Below are 22,627 nucleotides of genomic sequence, written 5' to 3'. Positions count from 1 at the left end.
CTGATCCTACCAACCGACGGCCTTTCGCCACTGCGGCGGGCCGCTTGCTGCGCGCACAAGCCGGTTGCGGCCGTGCGCCTTTGCGCTCAGCAATGCCAGTTCGGCGGCTCTCAAAGTGGCGTCGGCGGAGGATTTGAACGAAGCGAGCCCGGCGCTGGTGGTGAGCGAGGGTTGGGTGTGCGGCCCTTCCGCTAGCTCGGAGAGCGCGGCAACGATCCGCGCGCATTCGTCGGCGGCCTCCTGCTCGCCGGTCTGCGGCAGGAGCACGCCGAAGGTGCCGCCGCCGATCCGGCTGAGGATATCGCCCGGGCCAAGCAGGCTCTGCATCAGGCGGGCGAATGCCACCAGCACCCGGTCGCCGCCGCTATGGCCGTGGCGCAAGTTGAGCGTGCGCAAGTGGTCGAGGTCGAACAGCGCGAGGTGCCCGCCAGTGCGTGCCTCGACCAGGTGCTGCAGCATCCGGGTGAACGCTTCGCGGTTGGTTAGCTGGGTAAGGGGGTCGGTCAGCGAAGCGGCGAACAGGCGATCTTCGAGCTGGCGCTTGTCGTCGATCGACCGCATCAGACCGACAGCGCCGTCTCCGTGCGGAAGCGGGCCGAGCTTGAGTTCGAACCATCGCTGCTTGCCGGCCTGCGCTTCGGCCAGCACTTCGATCCACCCGCTATCGTCGCGCTCCCCTACAAGCACTGCGCGGTGTGCAGCGATGACCTCCGCCGCGCACGAGGGATGGATCAACTCGAGCAGGTTTCGCCCTACCGGGTCGCCCTCGAACGCCAACCCCAGCCGCGCGCTGGCGGGTGTTGCGTGGACGATCCGGCCGCGTCGGTCTGTTTTGAGCACCAGGTCGCGCGGACTGTCCGCTACCAGTCGATAGAGCGCCGCACATTCCCTCGGCGAAAGCTTGCCCCACATGCGAATCGTGACCCCTGTCCACCCCACTGACAGGCCAGATCCCACAGCCCCGTCAGCTTGTTTGCCCCCATCGCGCCAGCGTGAAGCTAACGCGATCGCCGAACGGAAAGGCCCGTTCGTCGTAGTCAGCGAAGCGTTCGTTAGTGTGGGGTTAGGACTATCCTAACATTATGATTATCCACAGAAAAACGACTCGTTAACCATGTTCGTCATGTCCGAACATGGACCCGGTTGGCAAGCGGAATCTGGTGCGGAGTGGTTCCCCTAGAGCTCGATCAGGATGCGCACGCGTTCGGGATCGACGCCGTACATCTCGGCGAGACGCTGGCGGTGGCGGGCGATAATCTCGTCCTGGCTGGGTGGGGCTGGCTGAAGCCCGGCGGGAGTCACGCCGAGCACTTCGGCAAGGCCAGCAAGTCGACGCTCGATCGGGCGGGACTTGCCGTGTTCCCACGCCCACACCGTGGGTTTGCTGACGCCGAGCTTGTCGGCAATGTCGCCGAGCGACAACCCGCGTTCGGTGCGCAGGCGATGCAAGCGTTCGCCGAAATCCTCGTCGGTAGCGGGCGAGGGCAGACCGATCTCGCCCGCCAGTTCGGCAGCTGACAGCATCGCGTCGCTCAACGGCTCGGAGAACTGGCAACCGAACATCGGCGCTTCCGCCCATACTACGTGCGCTTCGCGCTCGCCGGCTTCGGGTAGAATCACGGCGATCGAATCGCCGGTGGAAAGCTCCGTTGCACATTCGATCAACATTCCGGTTGCGGAAATGTTGCGGACGGTTGCAGCTTGCGCCCCGTCGCTGCCGGACGTGCGCCCGGTAATTCCTAGCCGCAGAATGCGCCGGGGCGCCTCGCGGCGCTCGTTGTCGTTGCGAAATTCGAATCGGGCGTCAATCGGCACCGGTTTCCTCCTGCTGGAACCGGCAAGATTCGGTCATCGAGGTTAAGACCGGGTTAGAATCGGCCCAAAGGACGGGGCAGGCTACCGCGCTTTGGGCTCGACCCGGCGGATCATCCCTTCCTGCGCCACGCTCGCAACCAGCTTGCCGTCCTGGAAGATCTGCCCGCGGTTGAAGCCCCGGCTGCCGCCGGACCACGGGCTGTCGCACGAATAGAGCAGCCATTCGTCGGCACGGAACGGGGCGTGGAACCAGATCGCGTGATCGAGGCTGGCGCTCTTCACTTCGCCGCGCATCCACGACAGGCCGTGCGGCATGATACTGGTGCCGAGCAGCTGCATGTCGGACAGGTAGGCCAGCACCGCACGGTGAATCCGCGGATCGTCGGGCAGCGGCGCGCGCGCACGGATCCACGAATTCTGCACCGGCTCCTGCGGCCCTTCGGTCAACCAGTGACGGCCGGAGGCTGCGCGGATCTCGATCGGGCGAGGGCGGGTGAAGAAATAGCGCACCCGTTCGGGCAGGGTCGGGGCGATTTCGTCGCGCAATTCCTCGTCGGTCCGCAGCTCGTCGGGCGAGGGGACCTGAGGAAACGCCACTCGCTCGTGCTCGAGGCCCGGCTGGTCCTTCTGGAAGCTCGCCGCCATGTTGAGGATCGGCTGCATTGCGCCGTCCCGCCCTGGCTGGCTGGCCACGATCCGCCGGTTCGAAAAGCTTCCGCCGTCGAGCTGGCGGTCGACCGAATATTCGATCGGGTGCTCCTCGCTCCCACCCCGAAGGAAGTAAGCGTGGAGCGAATGCGCCGCGCGGTCTTCGCCAACCGTCCGCTCCGCTGCAATCAGTCCTTGCGCAATGACCTGCCCGCCGAACACCCGGCCCACGCCGCCAGGATTGCGCGGCCCTTCGAAACGATCGTTCCCCAGCGATTTCGGATCGAGCAGCGCTACCAGGTCTGCGACGAGCTGCTCATCGGTCGGTTTATCGGTCATGCGCGCTGCCTTGCGGCAGCTTTACGTTCACGTCAACGAGGTGCTTGTTTCACCCTGCAAGGCCGATCTTGCGCCACGCGCGGTAGGCCAGCGCCTTGGCCCTGTTGGAGTGTGGCCAGCGGCCAGGTGCGCGCGGATCGATACCCGCTTTTCGTAGTACGCCGTTCCAGCAGCGTGCATCGGCCTCGGCGAAGCTCCAGTCGCTGCGCCAGGTGATCGACAGCGAGATCGAGCTCGCGGGCCCGTTGCGAACGAAGTGCGGTGCCATCACCGGCACCAGCAAGGCCTCCCCCGGGCCGATCGCGAATTCGCGACCGCCCTCGGCGAGCTCGTCGCACCAGGTCAACTCGCGCGGTCCGCCCGAGTGATAGGTCTCGTGCGTCGTGTCCGGCGCGTAGCGGCTATCGCCAGCCGGGAACTGGGTCATCGTTTTCGACCCGACCAGCTGGAGCAGGATATTGTGTTCGGGGTCGAAGTGATACGGCGTCACAGCGTTCGGACTCGAAATGAAGATAAACCCCTGCGGACGCAGCATCGCGCCGGTCTTCCGCTCGATTTCCGGCTTGAGCTCGCCGAGCAGCGACAGCAGCAGCGCCCGGTATTCCGGCACCTGTTCGATGTTCTTGAGCACTGCCCAGCTCTCGCTGGTGGCGATGTGGCGGATCGTGTCTTCGATGCTGATGCCGGTCGAACCGGGCTTGCCGTCCACCCCTATCGGCAGGTCCCCGCGGTTGTATTCGATCGACGCTTCAGGAAGCTCGCCCGAGAGACCGGCGAGCGCATCGAGCGTCAAGAGATCGTGCGCGGCGAGGTTATGCGCGAACACCGTGGGCGTTTCCGGATAGGCGGCGGCAAATTGCGCGCGCGCTTGAGGGCCGAAGACGAAGGTGTCGAGCGCGGTAAATCCGGTTGCGGCGTCCATTTGTTACAATCCCTTGGCGAATGCACCGGTCTCGGCGCGCAGGATAAGGTTGGCGAGCAGGCGGCGCGGTGCGCCTCCGATGGCGAGCGAAACGCGCACGATGCTGCGTTTTTCGCGCCAGATATGGTCGATCATCGGGTGGTCGGCTGCCGCACAGCTATCGCACCAGTCCACTTCGTTGCGGTCGAGCAGCGCGAGGTTCTCGCGCTGGAGCAGCACGCCGGGCGAAAAACGGGCGTAGTCCTCGTCGAACGCGGTCTTGAAGCTGTAGGCACCAGGCGCAGTGATGAAGCTCGCCAACATCGCGATCGGTTGGTCGTCGAGATAGAAGGCCAGCCGCTCGAGCCGGTCGTGCCGTGCCGCTCCGTCGAGTGCCTTGCGGAAGAATTCAATTGTATCTGGCGCGCTGGCGAGGGCCGAGCCTTCCTGGCCTTTCCACCCCGCGGCTTCGAGGGCGAGGAACTGTTCGGTCCATGTGTCCAGCCCGTCCGACCCAGTCTGGCGATCGAAGCGCACGGTGCCCTCCTCGTCGAGACGGCGAGCCTGCCTGCGCAGCTCCTTGCGTTTCTTGGTGCTCAAGGATCCGGCGAAATAATCGTCCGCCGAAAGATCGGATGCGAGCATCGCGCGTTCCATCCGGTGGACGATCGCTGCGGCGCGTGCCTGGCTCGCGACGACATCGCGCAACGCCGCGTAGAGCGGTCCGTGTTCCGGCAAGTGCGACAGGTGCAGGAACAACGCCAGTCCCGGGTGCGCGTCTGCCCAGCCAAGCAGTTCGCGCCAGAAAGCGTGTTCGTGCCCCGCAGCCACAAGCGGCGCAGCGCAGAACGCGTTCGGATGGAACCAGGTGGCGATGTGAGGGAACGGATACCGGGCATAGCTGCGGTAGCGGGCCAATGGCAGCACGCCGACGAGCTCTCCGTCCACTTCAAGCGAAGCCAGCATGACTTCGCCCGCCTCATCGAAAGCTTCGAGGCCCGACATCACGAACCAGCGTTCGGCAAACGGATTGGGTTCGGCTGCGCGGGCGGGCAAGTGGTCCCATGCCTCGTGGGCGGAAAAATCGCGCCAGGAAACGGCTGCGAACCGCGAAGATTCGCCGCGTCCATCAGGTGTCAGGTCGAGCGGTTGCTCCACTGCGTCGCGTTAACCCTTGTTTGTCGCAACCAGCCTGGTCGCACCGCGCGAATACCAAGCGAACGCTGCGGAAGGCTTAACGCTTACCAAAAAGCCCCGCCCGACGCGTGCCGGACGGGGCCTCGTGTCCCGAAGCGGGATGGTTACAGTCAGCCTGCGGCGTGACCCGCCAGAGCTGCAAGCAGCAGCAGCGCCACGATGTTGGTGATCTTGATCATCGGGTTCACCGCCGGGCCCGCAGTATCCTTGTAAGGATCGCCAACGGTGTCGCCGGTCACTGCGGCCTTGTGGGCTTCAGAGCCCTTGCCGCCATGGTTGCCGTCTTCGATGTACTTCTTCGCGTTGTCCCACGCGCCGCCTCCGGCGGTCATCGAAAGCGCGACGAACAGGCCGCCGACGATTACGCCGAGCAGCAGCGCGCCGAGCGCGGCGAAGCCGTTTTCGTTACCGGCAATCGCGCTGACCACGAAGTAAACCACGATCGGTGCGAGCACCGGCAGCAGCGACGGTACGATCATTTCCTTGATCGCCGCCTTGGTCACGAGATCGACCGTCTTGGCGTAGTTCGGCTTGCTGGTCCCGGCCATGATGCCCGGGTCGTTAGCGAACTGGTCGCGAACGTCGATCACCACGTCGCCCGCAGCGCGGCCGACAGCGGTCATGCCCATCGAACCGAACAGGTACGGCAGCAGCGCGCCGAGCAGCAGCCCGACGATGACATACGGGTTCTCGAGGCTGAAGTTGACGTTCAGCGTCGGGAAGAATTCCCGCAAGTCGGTGGTGTAGGCAGCGAACAGCACCAGCGCGGCGAGGCCGGCCGAACCGATCGCGTAACCCTTGGTCACCGCCTTGGTGGTGTTGCCGACCGCGTCGAGCAGGTCGGTCTTTTCACGCACCGAGTCGTCGAGACCGGCCATTTCGGCGATGCCGCCGGCATTGTCGGTCACCGGGCCGTAGGCGTCGAGCGCCACGACCATTCCGGCCAGCGCCAGCATCGCGGTCGCCGCGTAGGCGATACCGATCAGGCCCGCCATCTGGTGGGCGATGATGATGCCGGCGACGATCACCAGCGTCGGCAGTGCGGTCGATTCAAGCGAAATCGCCAGGCCCTGGATCACGTTGGTACCGTGACCCGTTTCCGACGCCTTGGCGATCGAGCGCACCGGGCGGAAGCCCGTGCCGGTGTAGTACTCGGTAATCCAGATGATCAGCCCGGTGATGACAAGGCCGAGGATCGAACACCAGAACAGGTCCATCCCGTTGAAGGTGGTGGTGTTCACGGTGAACTCGGTCGCCATGCCACCGAGCGCAGTATTCGTTGCCCACCAGATCGCCGGGACCGCGAGGATCGCCGAGACAAGGAAGCCCTTGTACATCGCGCCCATCACGTTGTTTCCGCCGCCGAGGCGCACGAAATAGGTGCCGACGATGCTGGTTACGATGCACACGCCGCCGATCAGCAGCGGCAGCGCCATCAGGTTGGGCAACATATCGCCCGCGCCCTTGAGCAGCAGCGCAGTGAGCACCATCGTTGCACCGACGGTAACGACATAGGTTTCGAACAGGTCGGCGGCCATACCGGCGCAGTCACCCACGTTGTCGCCAACGTTGTCGGCGATCACCGCCGGGTTGCGGGGATCGTCTTCCGGGATACCCGCTTCGACCTTGCCGACGAGGTCGGCACCGACGTCTGCGGCCTTGGTGAAGATGCCGCCGCCGAGACGCGCGAAGATCGAGATCAACGAAGCGCCGAAGGCCAGCGCGGTCAGCGCCTCGATCACTGCGCGGTCGTTGGCTGCCATGCCCATCCGGTCGGTCAGCACATAGAAGAACACCGAGATGGCGAGCAGCGCGAGGCCAGCCACCAGCAGCCCGGTGATCGCCCCGGCGCGGAACGCCAGCGTCAGGCCCTGCTGCAAGCCTTCGCTTGCCGCCTGCGCGGTGCGCACGTTGGAGCGGACCGAGATGTTCATCCCGATGAACCCGGCAACGCCGGACAGGATCGCGCCGAGCACGAAGCCGGTGGCGCTGATCGGGCCGAGGAAGAACGCGACAAGCACGGCCACGACCACGCCGACGATGCCGATCGTGGTGTATTGGCGCTTGAGGTAGGCTTGTGCGCCTTCCTGGATGGCCCCGGCGATTTCCTGCATTTTCTCACTGCCGGCACTCTTCCCGAGCACCTGGCGGCTGGTCACGAAGCCATAAACGACTGCGAGCAACCCTAGAACGATGGCTGTCAAAACGAGATTCACGAACATCCCCCTGCAATTATCATGCGGTTTGCTGCCACGGGCTGTTACCTCGCGGCTCGGGGCGTGGGTATAAGGGCGCGACAAAGAGGCGCAAGCCCAAAACCCGGGGCTGTGCCCCGCTCATTGGTACTACTTTTGAGAGCCGTGCTGGTAGCCGAGCCGTTCATCCGGATTTGGAGGCTTGCCGTCGAGCAGCAGCGCGCTGTCCTGGCGGTCCACAACTTCACCGATCCGGTGGGCCGGCACGGGCGGCTGGACGCCATCGGGCGCGGTGAACAGCAACTGGTAGTCTTCACCCCAGCGCAGCGCTTCGGAGCGGCGATCTTCGGGCGTGGCGATCGGCACGGCTGCGGTTTTGATCGCGATCGTGACCCGGCTTGCCTCGGCCATCCGCGACGCATCGAGCAGCACGCCGTCCGAAACGTCCATCATCGCGCTGGCAATCGGCGCAAGCGCTTGTCCTGCCGACAGGAGCGGCACCGGGCGGCGATAAGCGGTGCTGTCTTTGCCACTCGCATCCCGCAATGCCTCCAACCCCAGCATCGCCGCGCCGACCGGGCCGGTGATCCAGACCGCATCCCCCGGCCTGGTGCCGCTTCGCGACGGGACCGGCGTGTGCGTCGCGGTGCCGACAGCGGTCAGCCCGAATGCGTGCGGCGGCCCGCCGGACACGGTATCCCCGCCGAGCAGGGGCACGTCGTAGGCATTGAGGACCTCAGCCAGGCCGTCGGCGAACCGCGCATCGTCCTGGCCCAGCATGAAACCGAGCAGCACGCCGAGCGGCTGCGCGCCCTTGGCTGCGAGGTCCGACAGGTTCACCGCCACCAACTTCCACGCGACGTCGGCCATGTCCTGATCGGGCAGGTAGTGAACGCCTTCGACCATCATATCGTGGGTCAGCACCAGCGTTTCGCTGCCAAGCGAAAGCACCGCGCAATCGTCCAACAGCCCGCGTGCGGCGGGATCGGCGGCGATCTGCCGCAGTGTGTCGATGAAGGCGGCCTCGCCGCTCAGCGCGCGTCCTTGGCCAGTGCGTCGAGCACGCCGTTGACGAACTTGGCTTCGCGGTCGTCGAAGAAGGCCTTGGCGACGTCGACGTATTCGCTGATCGCGCTCGCCACCGGTACGTCGGGTCGGGCGAGCAGTTCGTAGGTGCCGCAGCGCAGGATCTGGAGCATCGTCTTGTCGAGCCGCGCCACGGTCCACCCGCTGGCAAGCTTGGCGGAAACCTGTTCGTCGAGCTCCTCCCGCCGCGCGATCACGCCCCGCACCACATCGTCGAAGAAATCGGTCTCGGCCCCGGCGTAGGCAGCGTCGGCGAACTCCTCGTCGTCGATCGTCGCGCCAAGGCGGTGCTGGTGGAACTCGTCCAGCAGCTTGGCGGTCGCGGTGCCTTCCATCTGGAACTGGTAGAGCGCCTGGACCGCGGCGAGGCGGGCGGCCGAGCGGGCCTGGCTGCGCTTGGGGGTGTTCACTTGAGCCTCACTTCGATCGATTTGGCGTGCGCCGGCAGCCCTTCGGCATGGGCCAGCGCGGCAGCAGCAGGGCCGATCCGCCGGAAGGATTGGTCGCTAAGCTCGATAAAGCTCGTGCGTTTCATGAAATCGAGCACCGACAGCCCGCTGGCGAACCGCGCGCGCCGCCCAGTGGGCAGCACGTGGTTGGGTCCGGCGACGTAATCGCCAACCGCTTCGGGTGCCATTCGCCCGATGAACACGCTGCCCGCGTGGCGCACTGCGTCGAGGAACGGTTCGGGCTGGGCCATCGCCAGCTCGATGTGTTCGGCAGCGAGCGCGTTGGCGAGCGGGATCGCCTGCTGGAGGTTTTCGACCACCACGATCACACCGTGATCGTTCCAGCTTGGCCGTGCAACGCTTTCGGTCGCGAGCTTGGACAACTGCGCGTCGACTGCCGCTGCAACCATGTCGGCAAACGCGGCATCGTCGGTGATGAGGATCGATTGCGCGTCGGGGTCATGCTCGGCCTGGCTGAGCAAGTCGGCAGCGATCCAGTCGGGATCGTTCGCTCCGTCGGCGATCACGAGGATTTCGCTCGGGCCGGCAACCATGTCGATCCCCACCACACCGTAGAGCTGGCGCTTGGCCTCCGCGACCCACGCGTTGCCCGGGCCGGTGATCACATCGACCCGGGCGATCCGCTGCGTGCCGTAAGCGAGCGCGGCGACCGCTTGCGCGCCGCCGACGCGCCAGATCTCGTCCACCCCGGCGATATGTGCTGCAGCAAGCACCAACGGGTTGGTCTGCCCGTTGGGCGTGGGGGTGACGACAGCCAGCCGCTCGACCCCGGCGACCTTCGCGGGGATCGCGTTCATCAGCAGCGAAGATGGATAGGCCGCGCGCCCGCCGGGAACGTAAAGCCCCGCGGCATCGACCGGCCGCCAGCGCGCGCCGAGCCGGACGCCTGCGGAATCGACTTCGTCGCGATCGGCGGGGACTTGCGCAGCGTGGTAGGCGCGGATGCGTTCGGCGGCGAGATCGAGCGCATCGCGCAGCTGCGGATCGAGTGCGTCGTATGCCGCGCGGCAATCCTCGGGCGATATTCGCCAGTCGGCTTCGCTCGCCAGCGGGTGAGCGTCGAACTTCTCGGTCAGTTCAGCGAGAGCAGCATCGCCTTCGGCCTTCACTCGCGCGAGGATCGCAGCGACGTCGCTCGCGACATCGCCCGCGCTCTCGCGACGGTCCTCGACAATCGCGGCGAACGCTGCGTCGAAACCAGGGTCGCTGATCTTCAGGCGCTTCATGCCGCGATCTCGCGGAACCTGTCGACCAGCGCGGCAACCCGCGGATCGGTTTTGAGCGCCGCGCGGTTGACGATCAGCCGAGCAGTGATCTCCATGATAGTCGAAACCTCGACCAGCCCGTTGTCCTTCAGCGTCTGCCCGCTGGATACGAGGTCGACGATCCGGCCCGCGAGGCCCAGAGCCGGGGCGATCTCCATCGCGCCGTTCAGCTTCACGCATTCGGCTTGTACGCCGCGCACTTCGAAGTGGCGGCGGGTGAGATTGGGGTACTTGGTGGCGACGCGCACGTGACTCGCCCCGTCGATCGAGGCCGCGCCGTCAGCCGGTTCGGCAACCGACAGGCGACAATATCCGATGTCGAGATCGACCGGCGCGTAGAGGTCCGAATAGTCGAATTCTTCGATCACGTCGGCGCCAACGATCCCGACCTGCGCCGCACCGTGCGCAACGAACGTCGCGACGTCGAACGCGCGCACCCGGATCACTCGCATCGCCGGGTCGTCGCAGGCGAACGAAAGCGAACGGTTGGCCTTGTCGTGGAAGCCCGCTTCGGGCACGACGCCCGCGCGCGCCATCAGCGGCAGCGCCTCGTCGAGGATACGGCCCTTGGGGACGGCGAAGGTCAGCGGAACGGACATGGCGCGGCGCACTTAGGGCGCGCAGGTGGAAAGGGCAACGTCAATGGCCGATCAAGGCGAAAAGCCGAGCTATCAGTTTGTCGATATCGACGCGAGCGGGCCGGGCGCGGTGGAGACGGCTTTCGCCAACCAGGTCGCCTATTGTGAGCACGCCGGCGCGCCGGTTACTGCGCGGGTGGTGGGAGCCGTGGCCAAGCTGGTCGAGAGCGATACGCCCGGCGCGCTGCTCGACCGGATCCGCAAGTGGCAGGGCGCGCCGCTGGCCGATGCGCTGCCGCTGCGCGTCGCGGGCGGGATCCATGCGCTTTACCTGTCAGGCCAGCAGCCCGAGCTGCGCGGAATTTACGAACGCCCTTCGGCCGACGATGTTGCGCTGGTGGGCGATGCGATCCGCGCGCACGAAGCGCCGCTGATGGCGTGGCTCGCCGGGCCGCCGCAGACCAACGAAGCGGGCCGGTCGAGCAACTTTGCCGCTGCAATGCTGTGGCTGGCGAGCAAGGGCTTGCCGCCGCGCTTCGAATGCCGCGAGATCGGCTCGAGCGCGGGGATCAACCTGATGATGGACCGCTACGCCTACGACCTTGGCGGCACGACCACCGGACCGGCGAGTCCGGTGATGCGTTTTGCGCCCGAGTGGAAGGGCGATCCGCCTCCCCAGCGCGATATCGAGATCGTCTCGCTCAAGGGTTGCGACGTGACCCCGGTTGACCTGACCGATCCGGCACAGGCCTTGCGGCTCAAGGCGTATATCTGGCCCGAACACACCGTGCGCTTCGACCGGCTGGAAGCGGCAATTGCTGCGGCGACAGAGAAAGCGCCCGACATCGTCAAGATGAACGCCGCCGATTTCGTCGAGGCGGAACTGGCCAAGCCGCAGGAGGCGGGCACCACTCGCGTGCTGATGCACTCGATCGTCTGGCAATACGTGCCCAAGGACCAGCAGGAGCGGGTGCGCACCGCGATGGAGGAGGCGGGGGCCGAGGCCAGCGCGGACAAGCCACTGGCATGGATCGCGTTGGAGGCCAACCGCGACACCCACCGCCACGAACTGCGCGTGCGCTACTGGCCGGGCGGCGAGGGCGAAGCGTTCCTGGCGCAAGCACACCCGCACGGCGCATGGATCAAGTGGATCGACGAGTAGCGCTTAGGGTGTTTCGGCGGGATGCAGACTTTCTGCTATCGACCCGAATACGGAATGTCAGCATATGGGCCGAAATCTACCGGGAGGCGGCGAAAGCCAAACGTCGCTCAATCGATCGACTGAAATCGGCAGCAGAGAATTGGGAGCGCTTAACCGCCGCATACGACCGGATCAACGAGCCGTTGCCCGACCGGTACAAGAAGCGTCTGAAGGACAGGTTCTATCCGAGGCTTGTTGACGGCGCCCGCCAATAATCGGGACGTGAGTCAAGGGGGGTGTGAGCCTGATCTTGATGCCAATTGATCAATCTCGTTAAAGGCGGTGTAACCGCGATCGACGTTGACCGAACCGGTCCAAGCAGAAGTGCAGGAACGGCAAAGTCGGGCCGTGTCTGATTTTTGGATTATGTAATGCGTGAAGGTGATTCATTTGCTATCTAGTATTAAAAATAGTAATATTGCAGGCATAGCGCAGAATATTAATATAGCTGATGCAGATAAAGCGTACTTGTACAGAATGCTATTTCTTTCGAATTCTAATTCTCGATCTTTCTTCGAATTCAACATGTAATATATTTTCAAATCAATTACCACTATTGCAGTCATGATGAATAGTGCGTTAAAGTATGGCGAATTACCCTGAAAAGGGAGTACATTTGGGTGCCTTATTTGCAGATATGATGAAAAACAAATAGATAAGACAAATGTGCTATAAATAGATGCTGACAACCTCTTACTCAACTGACTCGCCTCTTCCCGAGATCTGATCCCCAAGAAAGGAGAGTACGAATTACGCCATACCCAGTGAATTGAAATGTAGAAATCTATTACAAAATCAATCATGATGCAATTTCCGACACATCCTAAGGAGTTTAGTTGTCATTGGATGACATCACTTCTTCAATACCAAGCGAATCGGCGACTGGGGTCAAAAGCGGACGAGCAGGTAACGACCCGATTGCGGACAAGGTCGCGGCCTGCCACCATCTGCAAATGACGACACGGCAGCTTGAACTCATACGATGGTCCCTGTTTTTCGCTGCTGGCGCTTGCGGGGGAGCACTTGTGCATTATCAACCCCGCGGCGGATTGGGAGTCTTACTATTCTTTGGAAGCCTGCTTCTCGGCATTCCTAGCGCAATGCTGTCGCTTCACCTGCAACCGCCGAAATGGTTTCAGTTCTTGGAGCGCCCAAAGCGTTAGGTCCGCTTCCCACCCCATGGCGGTCGTTCCGGCTGGACGAGCCTCGTTCCGAAAGCGGTCGTTTCGATAGCCGGGAACCCGCTTCCAAAGTTCATTCCGTCTTCGCCAGGAATTCGTCCATCGCAGCGTTGACCGCGTCGGGCGCTTCCCACGGCACGAAGTGGCCGTAGCCCGGCACTTCGACCAATGTCATGTCGGTGACGACGTCGCCGAGGCCGAGAAGGTTTTCAGGCGGCAGGGCAATATCGTCCATGCCCCAGATCACCAGCGTGGGGATCGACAGCGGCGGCAGCGTCGGCGGCGCCCAACCTTGCGGGATTTCGTAAGGTGCATCGAGCGGCGGCACGTCGATCTGCGCCCCGCGGTACCAGTTGAGCATTCCGAACGCAGCTTCGCGATCCTGCCAGTCGGCCAGCAGCATTTCGCGCTCTTCCGGCTCCATCGCATCGGAGCGATCCCACCTGATTTCCTGCTGCAACAGCGCGGCGAGGCCGTGCTCGCGCACCAGCGTATCGTTCGCGGTGTCCCTGAACCCACGCATGTACTGGCTCGCCTCGCGCTGGACGGGGTTGGTGTAGAGCAGCCGCTGGAACACCGCCGGATGCGGCGCATTGGCGATCACCGCGCGGATAACCCGGCCATTCATCTGCCCGCCCAGCGCCACGCCCCAGGCAATTGCGCCGCCCCAGTCGTGGCCGATCACCGTGAAGGTATCGACCCCCAGCGCATCGGCGAGCAGGAATACATCGCCGATCAGCTTGTCGGTGGTGTAGGATTCGACGTCCTGCGGCTTCGACGATCCGCGATAGCCGCGCTGGTCGGGTGCGATGCTGCGATAGCGATCGGAGAAATGCGCGACCTGGTTGCGCCAGGTGCGGTGGCTTTCGGGAAAGCCGTGGAGGAAGATCAGCGCGGGCGCATCGCGCGGCCCTTCGTCGACCACGTCGAGTTCGATCCCGTTGGCGAGCGCAACGCGCTTCATCTCCATGCCTACTCTCCCTTGAGGCGCTCCATATACCCTTGCGCGACCATTGCCGCGACCTGGTCGAACAACTGATCGGGGGTGCGGCGAAGCTCGCCCAGCGCCTCTTCCGAACCGCGCGCAACGATGATCTCGCGCGTTCCGGCAGCGATGGCGTCGAGCATTGTCTTCGCCGCGTCTGCCGGATCGATCCCTTCATCGATCGCCTTGTCGCTCTTGCCACGCGCCGAGCCGTCGGCGGTGAGCGCGTTGCGGCTGACGTCGGTGCGGATCGAGCCGGGGTAGATCGTGTGGACCTGCACCCCGGTCTGCGACAGTTCGCCGCGCAGCGCATCGCCATATCCCGCAAGGCCGAACTTGGCGGCGGAATAGGCGGTGCGCATCGGCACCCCGACCTTGCCCGCGATCGAGGAAATGAACGCAAGGTGGCCACGGCCGCGCGCGGTCATCGGGCCGATCAGGCCTTGGGCGAAGGCGATCTGGGCGATCAGGTCGACCTCGATGATCTCGCGATAGACCTGCATTGCGGTTTCGACCGCTGCCGAACGCTGCGAGATTCCGGCATTGGCGACCGCGAGGTCGACGCCGCCTTTCCATTCGAGTGCTTTCTTGGTTGCTTCGGCCAGCGCCGCATCGTCGCGCACGTCGAACGGCAACACCAGCGTGTCGGTAGATATGTCGCCTGCCACTGCGGCGAGCCGCGCTTCATCGCGCCCGGAGAGGATGACGTGCCCCCCACGTGCGGCCCATTCGCGGGCGAGCGCGGCGCCGATGCCGCTCGATGCGCCGGTGATCCAAGCAGTCTGGTCGGTAAAGCTCATGGGTTGCTCACTGTGTTGGGGCGGTCGGGGAGGGGGATGAATTCGTCGCTGTCGCCGGGCACCTGCGCGAAACGCCCGGCGCGCCAGTCGTCCTTGGCCTGGTTGATCCGCTCGCGGCTGGAACTGACGAAATTCCACCAGACGTGGCGCTTGGTCGTGAAGGCTTCGCCGCCGAGCAGCATCACGCGCCCGCCGGCCTCCGACGATAGCCGCATCGCGGCGCCGGGGGTCAGCACGGTCAGTGCAAACGGTTCGAGCGACTGCCCGTCGATACTCGCTTCGCCGCCGACCAGCATCACCGCGCGCTCGTCCGCCTCGGCATCGATCGGAAGGCTGCCGCCGGGGGCAAGCACGATCTCGGCATAGATCGTTTCGGCGTAAGTCGTGGTCGGCGCGGTCTTGCCCCACAGGCTGCCCATGATGACGATCGCCTTGGCGCAATCGTCCTCGACCACGGGCAGGTCCCGCACCGCTTCGAACGCCGGGTCGATTTCCTCGCGCCCGTCGGGCAGCGCGAGCCAGGTCTGCATCCCGTACAGGCGCGGGCCTGCGTCGCGTTCCGCCTGCGGGCTGCGCTCCGAGTGGACGATCCCGCTGCCTGCGGTCATCAGGTTGACTTGCCCGGGGCGGATCGTCGCGAAGCTCCCGATGCTGTCGCGGTGGTCGATCGCGCCTTCGAACAGCCAGGTGACGGTGGCGAGGTTGATGTGTGGATGCGGGCGCACGTCCATCGCCTGACCGACGTCGAGCCGGGCCGGGCCGAACTCGTCGACGAAGATGAACGGGCCGACCATCGTTCGGCCCTTGGTCGGGATCGCGCGGCGTACCTTGAACCCGCCGAGGTCGTGGGTGACGGGGGCGATCGTTTCGAGATTGCTCACCATGCTTCTCCCGGTGCGACGGCGCGGATAGCCAGCGCGTGGACTCGTTGGCCGGGAATGTCGCCCAGCGCGGCGTTGACCATCCGCTGTCGTTCGAGCCGCGACTTTCCGACGAACGATTCGGATTCGATCACGACAGTGAAGTGCGATTCGCCACTGCCGTCGTCACCGGCATGGCCGTGATGCTTGGCGCTGTCATTGATGACTTCGAGGCGGATGGGGGTGAACGCCGCATTCAGCAGGTCGTTCATTTCGTTTTGCAAGGGACCGGTCATGTCCGCCGATTTGGGGGTTCACAAGCGTCATGTCCATGCCCATCCTTGTGCGAATGCGGGAAACGCGATTCCACGGACGACACGAAGATACCGGGCGCACCTGCGATGCCACCGGCTGCAACGAACCTGGCGAGTACCGTGCGCCGGGTGTGCTGCCGGCCGGTTTTGACGGGCCGGGCGAATGGCGCTGGTTCTGCCTCGACCATGTTCGCGAGTTCAATTCCGAATACGACTGGTTTGAAGGGATGAGCGCGGAAGAAATCTGGGAAGCGCAGTCGCCGGGTGCCGGGTGGAGCAATTCGAGCACCGCACGTGCATTCCGCGCCGATGGCGGAGCGGGCGGCGTGCCGAGATGGGCCGACTTCGACGATCCGCTCGAAGCAATCGGGGCGCGGGCGGCGGATATCCGCCGCAGGGCCGATGCCAACGCGCACTATGCCCGGTTTACCCCGCGCGAACGCGAAGCCTTGAACGCGATGGACTTGTCGCCGTCGGTTGATCGGCGCGGGCTGCGGCGGCGCTATTCGGAATTGGTGCGGCGCTACCACCCCGATCGCAATGGCGGTGACCGCAGCCACGAGGCGCGGCTGGGCCGCGTGGTCGAGGCCTACCAACTCCTCAAAGGCAGCTCCGCCTTCTCCTAAGCCTTCTGCGCCTCGGCGATCAGCCGCATGTCGATCGCCTTGGCCGCCTTGTAGGCATCGCGTTCGCGCAGCCGCGCTGCATAGGCTTCGAACGAAGGGCGCGTCGGGATCGACTTGAAAGCCAGGCCCCAGTCGACTGCGCTGCCGACATAGACGTCGGCCATCGTGAACCGGTCGCCGCAGACATAGTCGTGTTCGCCCAGCCAACCGTCGATCGCGTTGATCGTCCGTTCGTAAGTCCCGAAGCCAGCCATGCCCTCGCGCTCGGGAGCGACTTCCCAGCCCATGCTGTTTGCCACCACTGCCTGCTCGAGCGGCCCCGCTGCGAAGAACAGCCAGCGGAAGTAGTCGGCCTTCTCTTCAGCGTTCGGCAAGAGCTCGGGCGCGGTCATTTCGGCGAGGTAGTGGCAGATCGCCGCCGCTTCGGTGACGACGTGATCGTGCGAGCCGTGGTGGTGGATGATCGTCGGCACCTTGCCCATCGGGTTGGCGGCAAGGAATTCGGCGGGCTTGGCCTGCCAGTCGACCAGCACGGTGTCGTAGTCGGCACCTGCTTCGTGCAATGCCCATCGCGCGATCTGCCCACGGCTCATCGGGTTGGTGTAGAACGTATAGTCGGCCATTTCAGCCCTCCCTCAGTTTCCGCCAGCGAGCGGCACCTTCTTCGCCGTAGATCCGCACCACGTCCTTGCCCGAGTAGAACACCGGGAAGGATTCCGCGCCGTCCGGAATCACGACCCACGGCTGCTTGCTTTCGGTGAAGATGTGAACGTCGGGCGGACAGGCCGCGCGTTCGTCGAGTGTGCCGACACGGATGAAGTTCGCCTTGTCGCCAGCCCCGCCATAGTGGCTCCACAATGCGACTTTGCAGTTCGGGCAGCGGAATATCGGTTGACCCTTGCCGCTGGCCGAAGGCGTGTCGATCCGTTCGGGCTTTCCGCAGATCAGTTCGACCCTGTCAGCCTCGATCACCGCGTTGACCGCGAATGCGCTGCCGGTCTCGCGCTGGCACCAGGTACAATGACAGCAATGTACGACGATCGGATCGTCGGTCAGGCGATAGCGGACCGCGCGGCACGCACATCCTCCTTCGTGTTGAGCCATCACCAGGTTCCTTCCTTCATTGCCTGCTGCCGTTCCGCCTCGCGTTCGCTCTTACTCGGCTCAGGGCCGAACGGCGGGTAGGGCGGGAGCGGCCCGGCAGGCACATAGGTGGCGATCACGCTGCCTTTGGCGGTGACCTTGTGATCGACCATTTCGAGCATCGCGGGCGGCGTACCTTCGCCGAACAGACGTTTGCCATGGCCCAGCGTGACGGGAAAGGTCATCAGGATCAGCTTGTCGAGCAATCCGGCGGCGAGAAGGCCGGGATAGATCGTGCTCGATCCCTGGATGATGAGGTCGGGGCCTTCGCTCTGCTTGAGTGTCGCGACTTCGTCGATGCCGGAGAGTTTGTGGCTATTGACCCATTCCAGCGGAGCATTGCGACGGGTCAGCACATGCTTTCCTGCGCGGGTGAAGGCCTCTCCCATCGACGCCTCATCGCCTTCGACATAGGGCCAGTAGGCAGCGAAGATATCGTAGGTTCGCCGCCCCAATAGCAGGTCATATTCGCCAGCGAACAGCGATCCGATCGTCTCGCCGATTTCGTCGTCCCACGCCTTGAACACCCAGCCGCCCTGGTCGAAGCCGCCGGTGGAATCCTCGCTTGGCCCGCCCGGGGCCTGCATCACACCGTCGAGCGAGAGGAATGCGGCTCCGGTGATCTTGCGCGTCATGGCTCAGCCTCCTCTTCGCGCCGCCTCGATCGCGGCCACGTCGATCTTGCCCATTGTCATCATCGCTTCGAAGGCGCGCTTCGCTTCGTCGCCTCCTGCGGCCAGCGCTTCTGTAAGCGTGCGCGGGGTGATCTGCCAATTGAGTCCCCACTTGTCCTTGCACCAGCCGCATGCGCTTTCCGCGCCGCCATTGGCGACGATCGCGTTCCAGTAGCGGTCGGTTTCGGCCTGATCGTCGGTTGCGATCTGGAAACTGAATGCTTCGGTCTGCGGAAACGCCTTGCCGCCATTGAGCCCGAGACACGGCACGCCGAACACCGTGAACTCAACCGTCAAAACGTCTCCCGCCTTGCCGTCGGGAAAGTCGGCGGGGGCCCGGTGAACGCCGGTCACTTCGCTTTCGGGAAAGGTCTCGGCGTAAAACTGCGCGGCTTCCAGCGCGTCGCGGTCGAACCAGAGGCAGATGGTGTTCTTTGCGGTCATCGCGGTTACTCCTTGAGCGCGCCGACCAAGGCGAACGGAGCTCCCTGCGGGTCGATTCCCTGCACGATGTGATCTCCGCCGGGCACCTCGTGCGGCCCAGTCGTGACCTGGCCACCACCCTTGGCAATCTCGTAAATCGCGGCCGTAATCGAAGGTACGCGGAAGTAGTAGGTCCACGCTGGATCCGGCATCGTTTCGGGCTTGCCGAAGATCGCACCGATGGTCATGCCATCGTGGGCGATGAACTGGTACTTGCCCATCGGCCCCATATCCATAGGCTCTGGCAGCGACCAGCCGAACAGGGCGGTGTAGAGTTCGATTGCAGCGGACGGATCGGCGGTCGCCAGTTCGTTCCAGGCGCACCGCTGCGGTTCATTCTCAGCCCAGACGTCGCTTTCCGCGTCGGGATTGTCGGGTGGCGGGGTGGGAGTCATCAGGTAGAGCGGTGCGCCTTGTGGGTCGGCGACCATCGCCATCCGGCCCACGCCTGCCATATCCATCGGTCCCATCTGGATCGTGCCGCCAGCGTCAGTGACCGCACACGCCGCCGCGTCGACATCGAGCACATGGACATATCCGAACCAGCCAGCTCTCGCACCGTGGTCGTTCATCTCCTGCGTGATTCCGAGGACGCCACCCGCAAAACCGCCGTCACTGCGATTGATCATACGGTAGTCCATTGTGCCGTCTGGAACCGAATTCTCGGCATCGATATCCCACCCGACAACGGCGTCGTAGAATGCCTTGGCTCCGGCGGGATCCGGGGTCATCAGTTCGTACCAGATGAATGCTCCGCGATCGTCTCCCATTGCTGGCTCTCCTCGTTCCCAGTTGCGAATCGACGCTTGCGAACGTTGCGCGTAAGAGTTACAAAAAACAACTATGAAGTTACAGAACAATACTAAGATCGCGGAGTCCACTCACGGTCGGTGGTACGGCGATGCCTGCGGCGCGGCCTTTGCGCTCGAGGTTCTTGGCGAACGCTGGGCGATGTTGATTGTGCGCGAGCTGCTGCTGGGTCCGCGGCGATTTTCGCAATTGCGTCACGCGCTGCCGAAGATCAGCGCCCGGGTGCTGACCGAGCGGCTCGAAAGCCTGATCGCCAACGAAGTAGTCGAACGGCAGGAAATCACTGAACCCGCTGCGGCGCAATTCTATGCGCTGACCGAATGGGGCCGGGCTGCTGAGCCGGCGCTCCTCGCGCTGTGCCGTTGGGGCTTGGCGGCCCGCGCACACGATCCTTCGATCGGCACATCGCCTGTGGCAGCACTGCTGTCTCTCAAGGGAAACTATTGCGGCACTTCGGCCAGCGAGGAAATCATGCTTGGCTTCGAGATCGGCGGAGCGCGCTTTCTCGCCCGTCTGGGAGAGACGATGGAGGTTTCGCGCGGCGACTTTGCCGAGGCACAGGCGGTGGTTTCGGCACCCGATCCGATGCCGATCCTCGCCGCATTCTATCGCGAGAGCCCACCGCAGGGCGTGTTCGGGGCGCCGACCGTTCGCGGAGATGCCGCTCTCGCGAGAGCGGCTGCGCAACGCTTCCGCTTTCCAGACCGGCTGACATCCTGAACTCCGCTTGGGCGGCCAACAGCAAAAATGCCAGCGCATCGCGCTTGCGAGGAGCGACGCCCGCGTCTAGTCCCCGGGCGAGATGAATGACATGACCGACGCGCTCGACACTTCCCACAAGACCATCCTGCCCGCACCTGACACCGAAGTCAGCGTGCGCGAGACTTTCGGCATCGATGTCGACTGGACGGTGCCCGCATTCAGCAAGGCCGACCAGCGCGTGCCCGACCTCGACGAGAACTACGTGTTCGATCCGGATACGACACTCGCGATCCTGGCGGGGTTTGCGCACGACCGGCGGGTTATGATCCAGGGCTATCACGGCACCGGCAAGTCGACCCACATCGAGCAGGTCGCCGCGCGGCTCAATTGGCCGTGCATCCGCATCAACCTCGATGCGCACATCAGCCGCATCGACCTCGTCGGCCGCGATGCGATCGTGCTGCGCGATGGGCTGCAGGTCACCGAATTCCGCGAAGGGCTGCTGCCGTGGGCGCTGCAGCACCCGGTTGCGCTGGTGTTCGACGAATACGACGCCGGCCGCCCGGACGTGATGTTCGTGATCCAACGCGTGCTCGAGCAGCAAGGCAAGCTGACCCTGCTCGACCAGAATCGGGTGATCCGGCCCGATCCCCATTTCCGCCTGTTCGCGACCGCCAACACGGTGGGGCTGGGCGATACCAGCGGGCTCTATCACGGCACGCAGGCGATCAACCAGGGGCAGATGGACCGCTGGAACATCGTCGTCGGCCTCAACTACCTGCCCGCCGAGACCGAGCAGGAGATCGTCGCGGCCAAGAATCCCGACACCGATGCCAAGACCATCGCCGACATGATCAAGGTCGCCGATCTCACGCGGCAGGGGTTTATCAACGGCGATATCTCGACCGTGATGAGCCCGCGCACGGTGATCACTTGGGCGCAGAACGCGGCAATCTTCAACGATATCGGGTTCGCCTTCCGCCTGTCGTTCCTCAACAAGTGTGACGAGGCCGAGCGAGTGCTGGTGGCCGAATACTACCAGCGCGTGTTCGGCGTGGACCTGCCCGAAAGCGTGGTCGCCAAGAACTGACCGAAGGTAGCTCAAGGGTTACGCCTCATGGCCGGTAAGGGTGACGGAACTACATTCTTGCGCTCGTTCTATTGCGGCACATTCGTGCTTAACCTGCTGTTATGGTTAAGTTTCGCCTGCGAATCGTGTCGAAATGACGACCAGCCGAACTACCGGGTAGGTTGCATTCATTCCCTTCAGGCGTAGGCTTGTGCGACATTCGCGCCATATGCGCGTCCGTACGAAAGTTGAGCAAAGGGGGGATACCAATGCGCAATTTCGATTTGGCCCGGGAGATTCGGGACACCAATGAGCACGCCCAGGGAACGCTAGTCAGCCGGGGTGGAGGGCTGCCCGATTTCGTCCTGCCGCATACTACGCCGCAAGTGTTGGGCATCGACTTGACCCATGTAATCCATACCGCGGATGTCGGTGTCGACATGTCGGCCGCAAAAGGCGGCAACGGCGGCGGAGGCGGTAAGCCCGGCGGTGGCGGTGGCGGTGGTGGTGGCGGTGGCTATACGCCGCCCGCGTCGTATACCAGCGGTGCCGACGGCGCTTACAACATCACGATCGAGTTCACCGGCGATGGCTGGACACAGGAACTGGTCAATATTTTCGAGCGCGCTGCGGACTTCTATTCGCAGCTGATCGCTGGCGATGTTGCCGATGTGAAGGTGATCGGCGCCGGGAAGCCGCGGACGGTCGACGATATCGTTATCCAGGCGGAAATCACAGCGATCGACGGGACCGGCGGTATTCTCGGCCAGGCGGGCCCGACATCGGTCCGCACGCAAGGCTCGCTTCCGGCGACCGCGATCATGCAGTTCGACGTGGCCGACGCGAACGACTTCAATGCACTCGGCCTGTTCGACGACATCGTGTTCCACGAAATGGGCCACAGCCTCGGCTTCGGTTCGATCTGGGACATGCTCGGGCTGGTCGATACGAACAACTTGTTCACCGGCACGCTGGCGAAGGCGCAATCAAATATCCAGTTCGGCACAACCAAAATCTATGTCGAGACCGATGGCGGAAGCGGTACTGCCGGATCGCACTGGGACGAGGCGACCTACGGCAACGAGATCATGACGGGGTATATCAACAACGTCGATTACCTGTCGCACATGACCGCAGCGTCGTATGGCGATCTCGGCTACGAACTGGCAGCCGATTATCTCTCGGTTGCTGACGGACAGGCCTTAGAGATCGTCCTCTGATTCGGGAGCGGACGTGTTGAATTGCGTCAGCCGGGGTTCAGCACATATCGGCTAGCGCTAACTGT

General features: G+C 64.0%; 24 protein-coding genes. 5 read left to right on the top strand and 19 right to left on the bottom strand.

The window, feature by feature from the left end:
• Window positions 1-6: 6 nt before the first annotated feature.
• The 10 genes from CJO11_RS04415 to hisG form a co-directional block, all read right to left on the bottom strand.
• Window positions 7-912, bottom strand: a complete 906-nt coding sequence (locus CJO11_RS04415; RefSeq protein ID WP_095011626.1) for a sensor domain-containing diguanylate cyclase — start codon at window positions 910-912, stop codon at window positions 7-9.
• Between the two features lie 264 nt (window positions 913-1,176).
• Window positions 1,177-1,815, bottom strand: coding sequence for a helix-turn-helix domain-containing protein (locus CJO11_RS04410; protein ID WP_095011625.1), 639 nt, complete (start codon window positions 1,813-1,815; stop codon window positions 1,177-1,179).
• 81 nt (window positions 1,816-1,896) lie between these two features.
• Window positions 1,897-2,802, bottom strand: a complete 906-nt coding sequence (locus CJO11_RS04405; protein ID WP_095011624.1) for an acyl-CoA thioesterase — start codon at window positions 2,800-2,802, stop codon at window positions 1,897-1,899.
• Window positions 2,803-2,851: 49 nt separating this feature from the next.
• Window positions 2,852-3,724, bottom strand: coding sequence for a cupin domain-containing protein (locus tag CJO11_RS04400; protein ID WP_095011623.1), 873 nt, complete (start codon window positions 3,722-3,724; stop codon window positions 2,852-2,854).
• A gap of 3 nt (window positions 3,725-3,727) precedes the next feature.
• Window positions 3,728-4,861, bottom strand: a complete 1,134-nt coding sequence (locus CJO11_RS04395; protein WP_240504556.1) for a GNAT family N-acetyltransferase — start codon at window positions 4,859-4,861, stop codon at window positions 3,728-3,730.
• 149 nt (window positions 4,862-5,010) lie between these two features.
• Window positions 5,011-7,116: a sodium-translocating pyrophosphatase gene (locus CJO11_RS04390; protein WP_095013212.1), complete on the bottom strand. Its 2,106-nt coding sequence runs from the start codon at window positions 7,114-7,116 to the stop codon at window positions 5,011-5,013.
• A 129-nt stretch (window positions 7,117-7,245) separates the two neighbouring features.
• The gene (gene thiL, locus CJO11_RS04385) at window positions 7,246-8,130 is read right to left on the bottom strand and encodes a thiamine-phosphate kinase (protein WP_095013211.1); all 885 of its coding nucleotides are present in this window, start codon (window positions 8,128-8,130) and stop codon (window positions 7,246-7,248) included.
• On the bottom strand, window positions 8,127-8,591 hold the full coding sequence (gene nusB, locus CJO11_RS04380; RefSeq protein WP_095011622.1) for a transcription antitermination factor NusB: 465 nt from the start codon (window positions 8,589-8,591) through the stop codon (window positions 8,127-8,129). Before nusB ends, thiL begins: the two co-directional genes overlap by 4 nt.
• The gene (gene hisD, locus CJO11_RS04375) at window positions 8,588-9,877 is read right to left on the bottom strand and encodes a histidinol dehydrogenase (RefSeq protein ID WP_095011621.1); all 1,290 of its coding nucleotides are present in this window, start codon (window positions 9,875-9,877) and stop codon (window positions 8,588-8,590) included. The genes nusB and hisD overlap by 4 nt, the downstream gene beginning before the upstream one ends.
• The gene (gene hisG, locus CJO11_RS04370) at window positions 9,874-10,515 is read right to left on the bottom strand and encodes an ATP phosphoribosyltransferase (RefSeq protein ID WP_095011620.1); all 642 of its coding nucleotides are present in this window, start codon (window positions 10,513-10,515) and stop codon (window positions 9,874-9,876) included. Before hisG ends, hisD begins: the two co-directional genes overlap by 4 nt.
• 43 nt (window positions 10,516-10,558) lie before the next feature.
• On the opposite strand from hisG, the gene CJO11_RS04365 reads away from it, so the two are divergent.
• Window positions 10,559-11,656 carry a DUF2332 domain-containing protein gene (locus tag CJO11_RS04365; protein ID WP_095011619.1) on the top strand — a complete coding sequence of 366 codons (1,098 nt, stop codon included), beginning with the start codon at window positions 10,559-10,561 and terminating at the stop codon, window positions 11,654-11,656.
• 1,293 nt (window positions 11,657-12,949) lie between these two features.
• On the opposite strand, the gene CJO11_RS04355 is transcribed toward CJO11_RS04365, so the two are convergent.
• The 4 genes from CJO11_RS04355 to CJO11_RS04340 are packed head-to-tail and all read right to left on the bottom strand — an operon-like array spanning window position 12,950 to window position 15,817.
• The gene (locus tag CJO11_RS04355) at window positions 12,950-13,846 is read right to left on the bottom strand and encodes an alpha/beta fold hydrolase (RefSeq protein ID WP_095011617.1); all 897 of its coding nucleotides are present in this window, start codon (window positions 13,844-13,846) and stop codon (window positions 12,950-12,952) included.
• 2 nt (window positions 13,847-13,848) lie between these two features.
• Window positions 13,849-14,661: an SDR family NAD(P)-dependent oxidoreductase gene (locus tag CJO11_RS04350; protein ID WP_095011616.1), complete on the bottom strand. Its 813-nt coding sequence runs from the start codon at window positions 14,659-14,661 to the stop codon at window positions 13,849-13,851.
• Entirely contained in the window at window positions 14,658-15,545 is an 888-nt protein-coding gene (locus tag CJO11_RS04345; RefSeq protein WP_095011615.1) for a pirin family protein, read from the bottom strand. Before CJO11_RS04345 ends, CJO11_RS04350 begins: the two co-directional genes overlap by 4 nt.
• The gene (locus tag CJO11_RS04340) at window positions 15,539-15,817 is read right to left on the bottom strand and encodes a BolA family protein (RefSeq protein WP_095011614.1); all 279 of its coding nucleotides are present in this window, start codon (window positions 15,815-15,817) and stop codon (window positions 15,539-15,541) included. Before CJO11_RS04340 ends, CJO11_RS04345 begins: the two co-directional genes overlap by 7 nt.
• Before the next feature lie 53 nt (window positions 15,818-15,870).
• Between CJO11_RS04340 and CJO11_RS04335 the strand changes: the two genes are divergently transcribed.
• Window positions 15,871-16,461 carry a J domain-containing protein gene (locus tag CJO11_RS04335; RefSeq protein ID WP_095013210.1) on the top strand — a complete coding sequence of 197 codons (591 nt, stop codon included), beginning with the start codon at window positions 15,871-15,873 and terminating at the stop codon, window positions 16,459-16,461.
• On the opposite strand, the gene CJO11_RS04330 is transcribed toward CJO11_RS04335, so the two are convergent.
• Genes CJO11_RS04330 through CJO11_RS04310 form a run of 5 tightly spaced genes read right to left on the bottom strand, consistent with a single transcriptional unit; the run spans window position 16,458 to window position 19,531 of the window.
• Window positions 16,458-17,084, bottom strand: coding sequence for a glutathione S-transferase family protein (locus CJO11_RS04330; RefSeq protein WP_095011613.1), 627 nt, complete (start codon window positions 17,082-17,084; stop codon window positions 16,458-16,460). The two genes, CJO11_RS04335 and CJO11_RS04330, sit on opposite strands and share 4 nt — an antisense overlap.
• 1 nt (window position 17,085) lies before the next feature.
• Window positions 17,086-17,565, bottom strand: a complete 480-nt coding sequence (locus tag CJO11_RS04325) for a GFA family protein (RefSeq protein WP_095011612.1) — start codon at window positions 17,563-17,565, stop codon at window positions 17,086-17,088.
• Complete coding sequence (locus CJO11_RS04320; protein WP_095011611.1) at window positions 17,565-18,239, bottom strand: dihydrofolate reductase family protein; 675 nt, start codon at window positions 18,237-18,239, stop codon at window positions 17,565-17,567. Before CJO11_RS04320 ends, CJO11_RS04325 begins: the two co-directional genes overlap by 1 nt.
• A gap of 3 nt (window positions 18,240-18,242) precedes the next feature.
• Window positions 18,243-18,722 carry a VOC family protein gene (locus CJO11_RS04315; RefSeq protein ID WP_095011610.1) on the bottom strand — a complete coding sequence of 160 codons (480 nt, stop codon included), beginning with the start codon at window positions 18,720-18,722 and terminating at the stop codon, window positions 18,243-18,245.
• Between the two features lie 5 nt (window positions 18,723-18,727).
• Complete coding sequence (locus CJO11_RS04310; protein WP_095011609.1) at window positions 18,728-19,531, bottom strand: VOC family protein; 804 nt, start codon at window positions 19,529-19,531, stop codon at window positions 18,728-18,730.
• A gap of 73 nt (window positions 19,532-19,604) precedes the next feature.
• On the opposite strand from CJO11_RS04310, the gene CJO11_RS04305 reads away from it, so the two are divergent.
• The 3 genes from CJO11_RS04305 (at window position 19,605) to CJO11_RS04295 (ending at window position 22,562) form a co-directional block, all read left to right on the top strand.
• Window positions 19,605-20,291, top strand: a complete 687-nt coding sequence (locus CJO11_RS04305; protein WP_095011608.1) for a winged helix-turn-helix transcriptional regulator — start codon at window positions 19,605-19,607, stop codon at window positions 20,289-20,291.
• 82 nt (window positions 20,292-20,373) lie between these two features.
• Window positions 20,374-21,363, top strand: a complete 990-nt coding sequence (gene cobS / locus CJO11_RS04300; protein WP_095011607.1) for a cobaltochelatase subunit CobS — start codon at window positions 20,374-20,376, stop codon at window positions 21,361-21,363.
• Window positions 21,364-21,782: 419 nt separating this feature from the next.
• Window positions 21,783-22,562 (top strand): leishmanolysin-related zinc metalloendopeptidase, encoded by a 780-nt coding sequence (locus CJO11_RS04295; RefSeq protein ID WP_150124974.1) that lies wholly within the window; start codon window positions 21,783-21,785, stop codon window positions 22,560-22,562.
• Window positions 22,563-22,627: the final 65 nt, after the last annotated feature.

This window comes from Tsuneonella mangrovi, assembly GCF_002269345.1.
GTDB lineage: Bacteria > Pseudomonadota > Alphaproteobacteria > Sphingomonadales > Sphingomonadaceae > Tsuneonella > Tsuneonella mangrovi.
The sequence above is the reverse complement of the archived record's forward strand: the minus strand, read 5'-3'. Positions and strand labels throughout refer to the sequence as shown.

Bases quoted from the DNA above. Each gene is read 5' to 3' on its own strand.
- CJO11_RS04345 (WP_095011615.1), bottom strand. From the start codon at position 15,545: ATGGTGAGCAATCTCGAAACGATCGCCCCCGTCACCCACGACCTCGGC.
- CJO11_RS04340 (WP_095011614.1), bottom strand. From the start codon at position 15,817: ATGACCGGTCCCTTGCAAAACGAAATGAACGACCTGCTGAATGCGGCG.
- CJO11_RS04310 (WP_095011609.1), bottom strand. From the start codon at position 19,531: ATGGGAGACGATCGCGGAGCATTCATCTGGTACGAACTGATGACCCCG.
- CJO11_RS04365 (WP_095011619.1), top strand. From the start codon at position 10,559: ATGGCCGATCAAGGCGAAAAGCCGAGCTATCAGTTTGTCGATATCGAC.
- hisD (WP_095011621.1), bottom strand. From the start codon at position 9,877: ATGAAGCGCCTGAAGATCAGCGACCCTGGTTTCGACGCAGCGTTCGCC.
- CJO11_RS04400 (WP_095011623.1), bottom strand. From the start codon at position 3,724: ATGGACGCCGCAACCGGATTTACCGCGCTCGACACCTTCGTCTTCGGC.
- CJO11_RS04355 (WP_095011617.1), bottom strand. From the start codon at position 13,846: ATGGAGATGAAGCGCGTTGCGCTCGCCAACGGGATCGAACTCGACGTG.
- CJO11_RS04350 (WP_095011616.1), bottom strand. From the start codon at position 14,661: ATGAGCTTTACCGACCAGACTGCTTGGATCACCGGCGCATCGAGCGGC.
- CJO11_RS04335 (WP_095013210.1), top strand. From the start codon at position 15,871: ATGCGGGAAACGCGATTCCACGGACGACACGAAGATACCGGGCGCACC.
- CJO11_RS04315 (WP_095011610.1), bottom strand. From the start codon at position 18,722: ATGACCGCAAAGAACACCATCTGCCTCTGGTTCGACCGCGACGCGCTG.
- hisG (WP_095011620.1), bottom strand. From the start codon at position 10,515: ATGTCCGTTCCGCTGACCTTCGCCGTCCCCAAGGGCCGTATCCTCGAC.
- CJO11_RS04415 (WP_095011626.1), bottom strand. From the start codon at position 912: ATGTGGGGCAAGCTTTCGCCGAGGGAATGTGCGGCGCTCTATCGACTG.
- CJO11_RS04325 (WP_095011612.1), bottom strand. From the start codon at position 17,565: ATGGCTCAACACGAAGGAGGATGTGCGTGCCGCGCGGTCCGCTATCGC.
- CJO11_RS04330 (WP_095011613.1), bottom strand. From the start codon at position 17,084: ATGGCCGACTATACGTTCTACACCAACCCGATGAGCCGTGGGCAGATC.
- CJO11_RS04305 (WP_095011608.1), top strand. From the start codon at position 19,605: ATGAAGTTACAGAACAATACTAAGATCGCGGAGTCCACTCACGGTCGG.
- CJO11_RS04295 (WP_150124974.1), top strand. From the start codon at position 21,783: ATGTCGGCCGCAAAAGGCGGCAACGGCGGCGGAGGCGGTAAGCCCGGC.
- cobS (WP_095011607.1), top strand. From the start codon at position 20,374: ATGAATGACATGACCGACGCGCTCGACACTTCCCACAAGACCATCCTG.
- CJO11_RS04320 (WP_095011611.1), bottom strand. From the start codon at position 18,239: ATGACGCGCAAGATCACCGGAGCCGCATTCCTCTCGCTCGACGGTGTG.
- CJO11_RS04405 (WP_095011624.1), bottom strand. From the start codon at position 2,802: ATGACCGATAAACCGACCGATGAGCAGCTCGTCGCAGACCTGGTAGCG.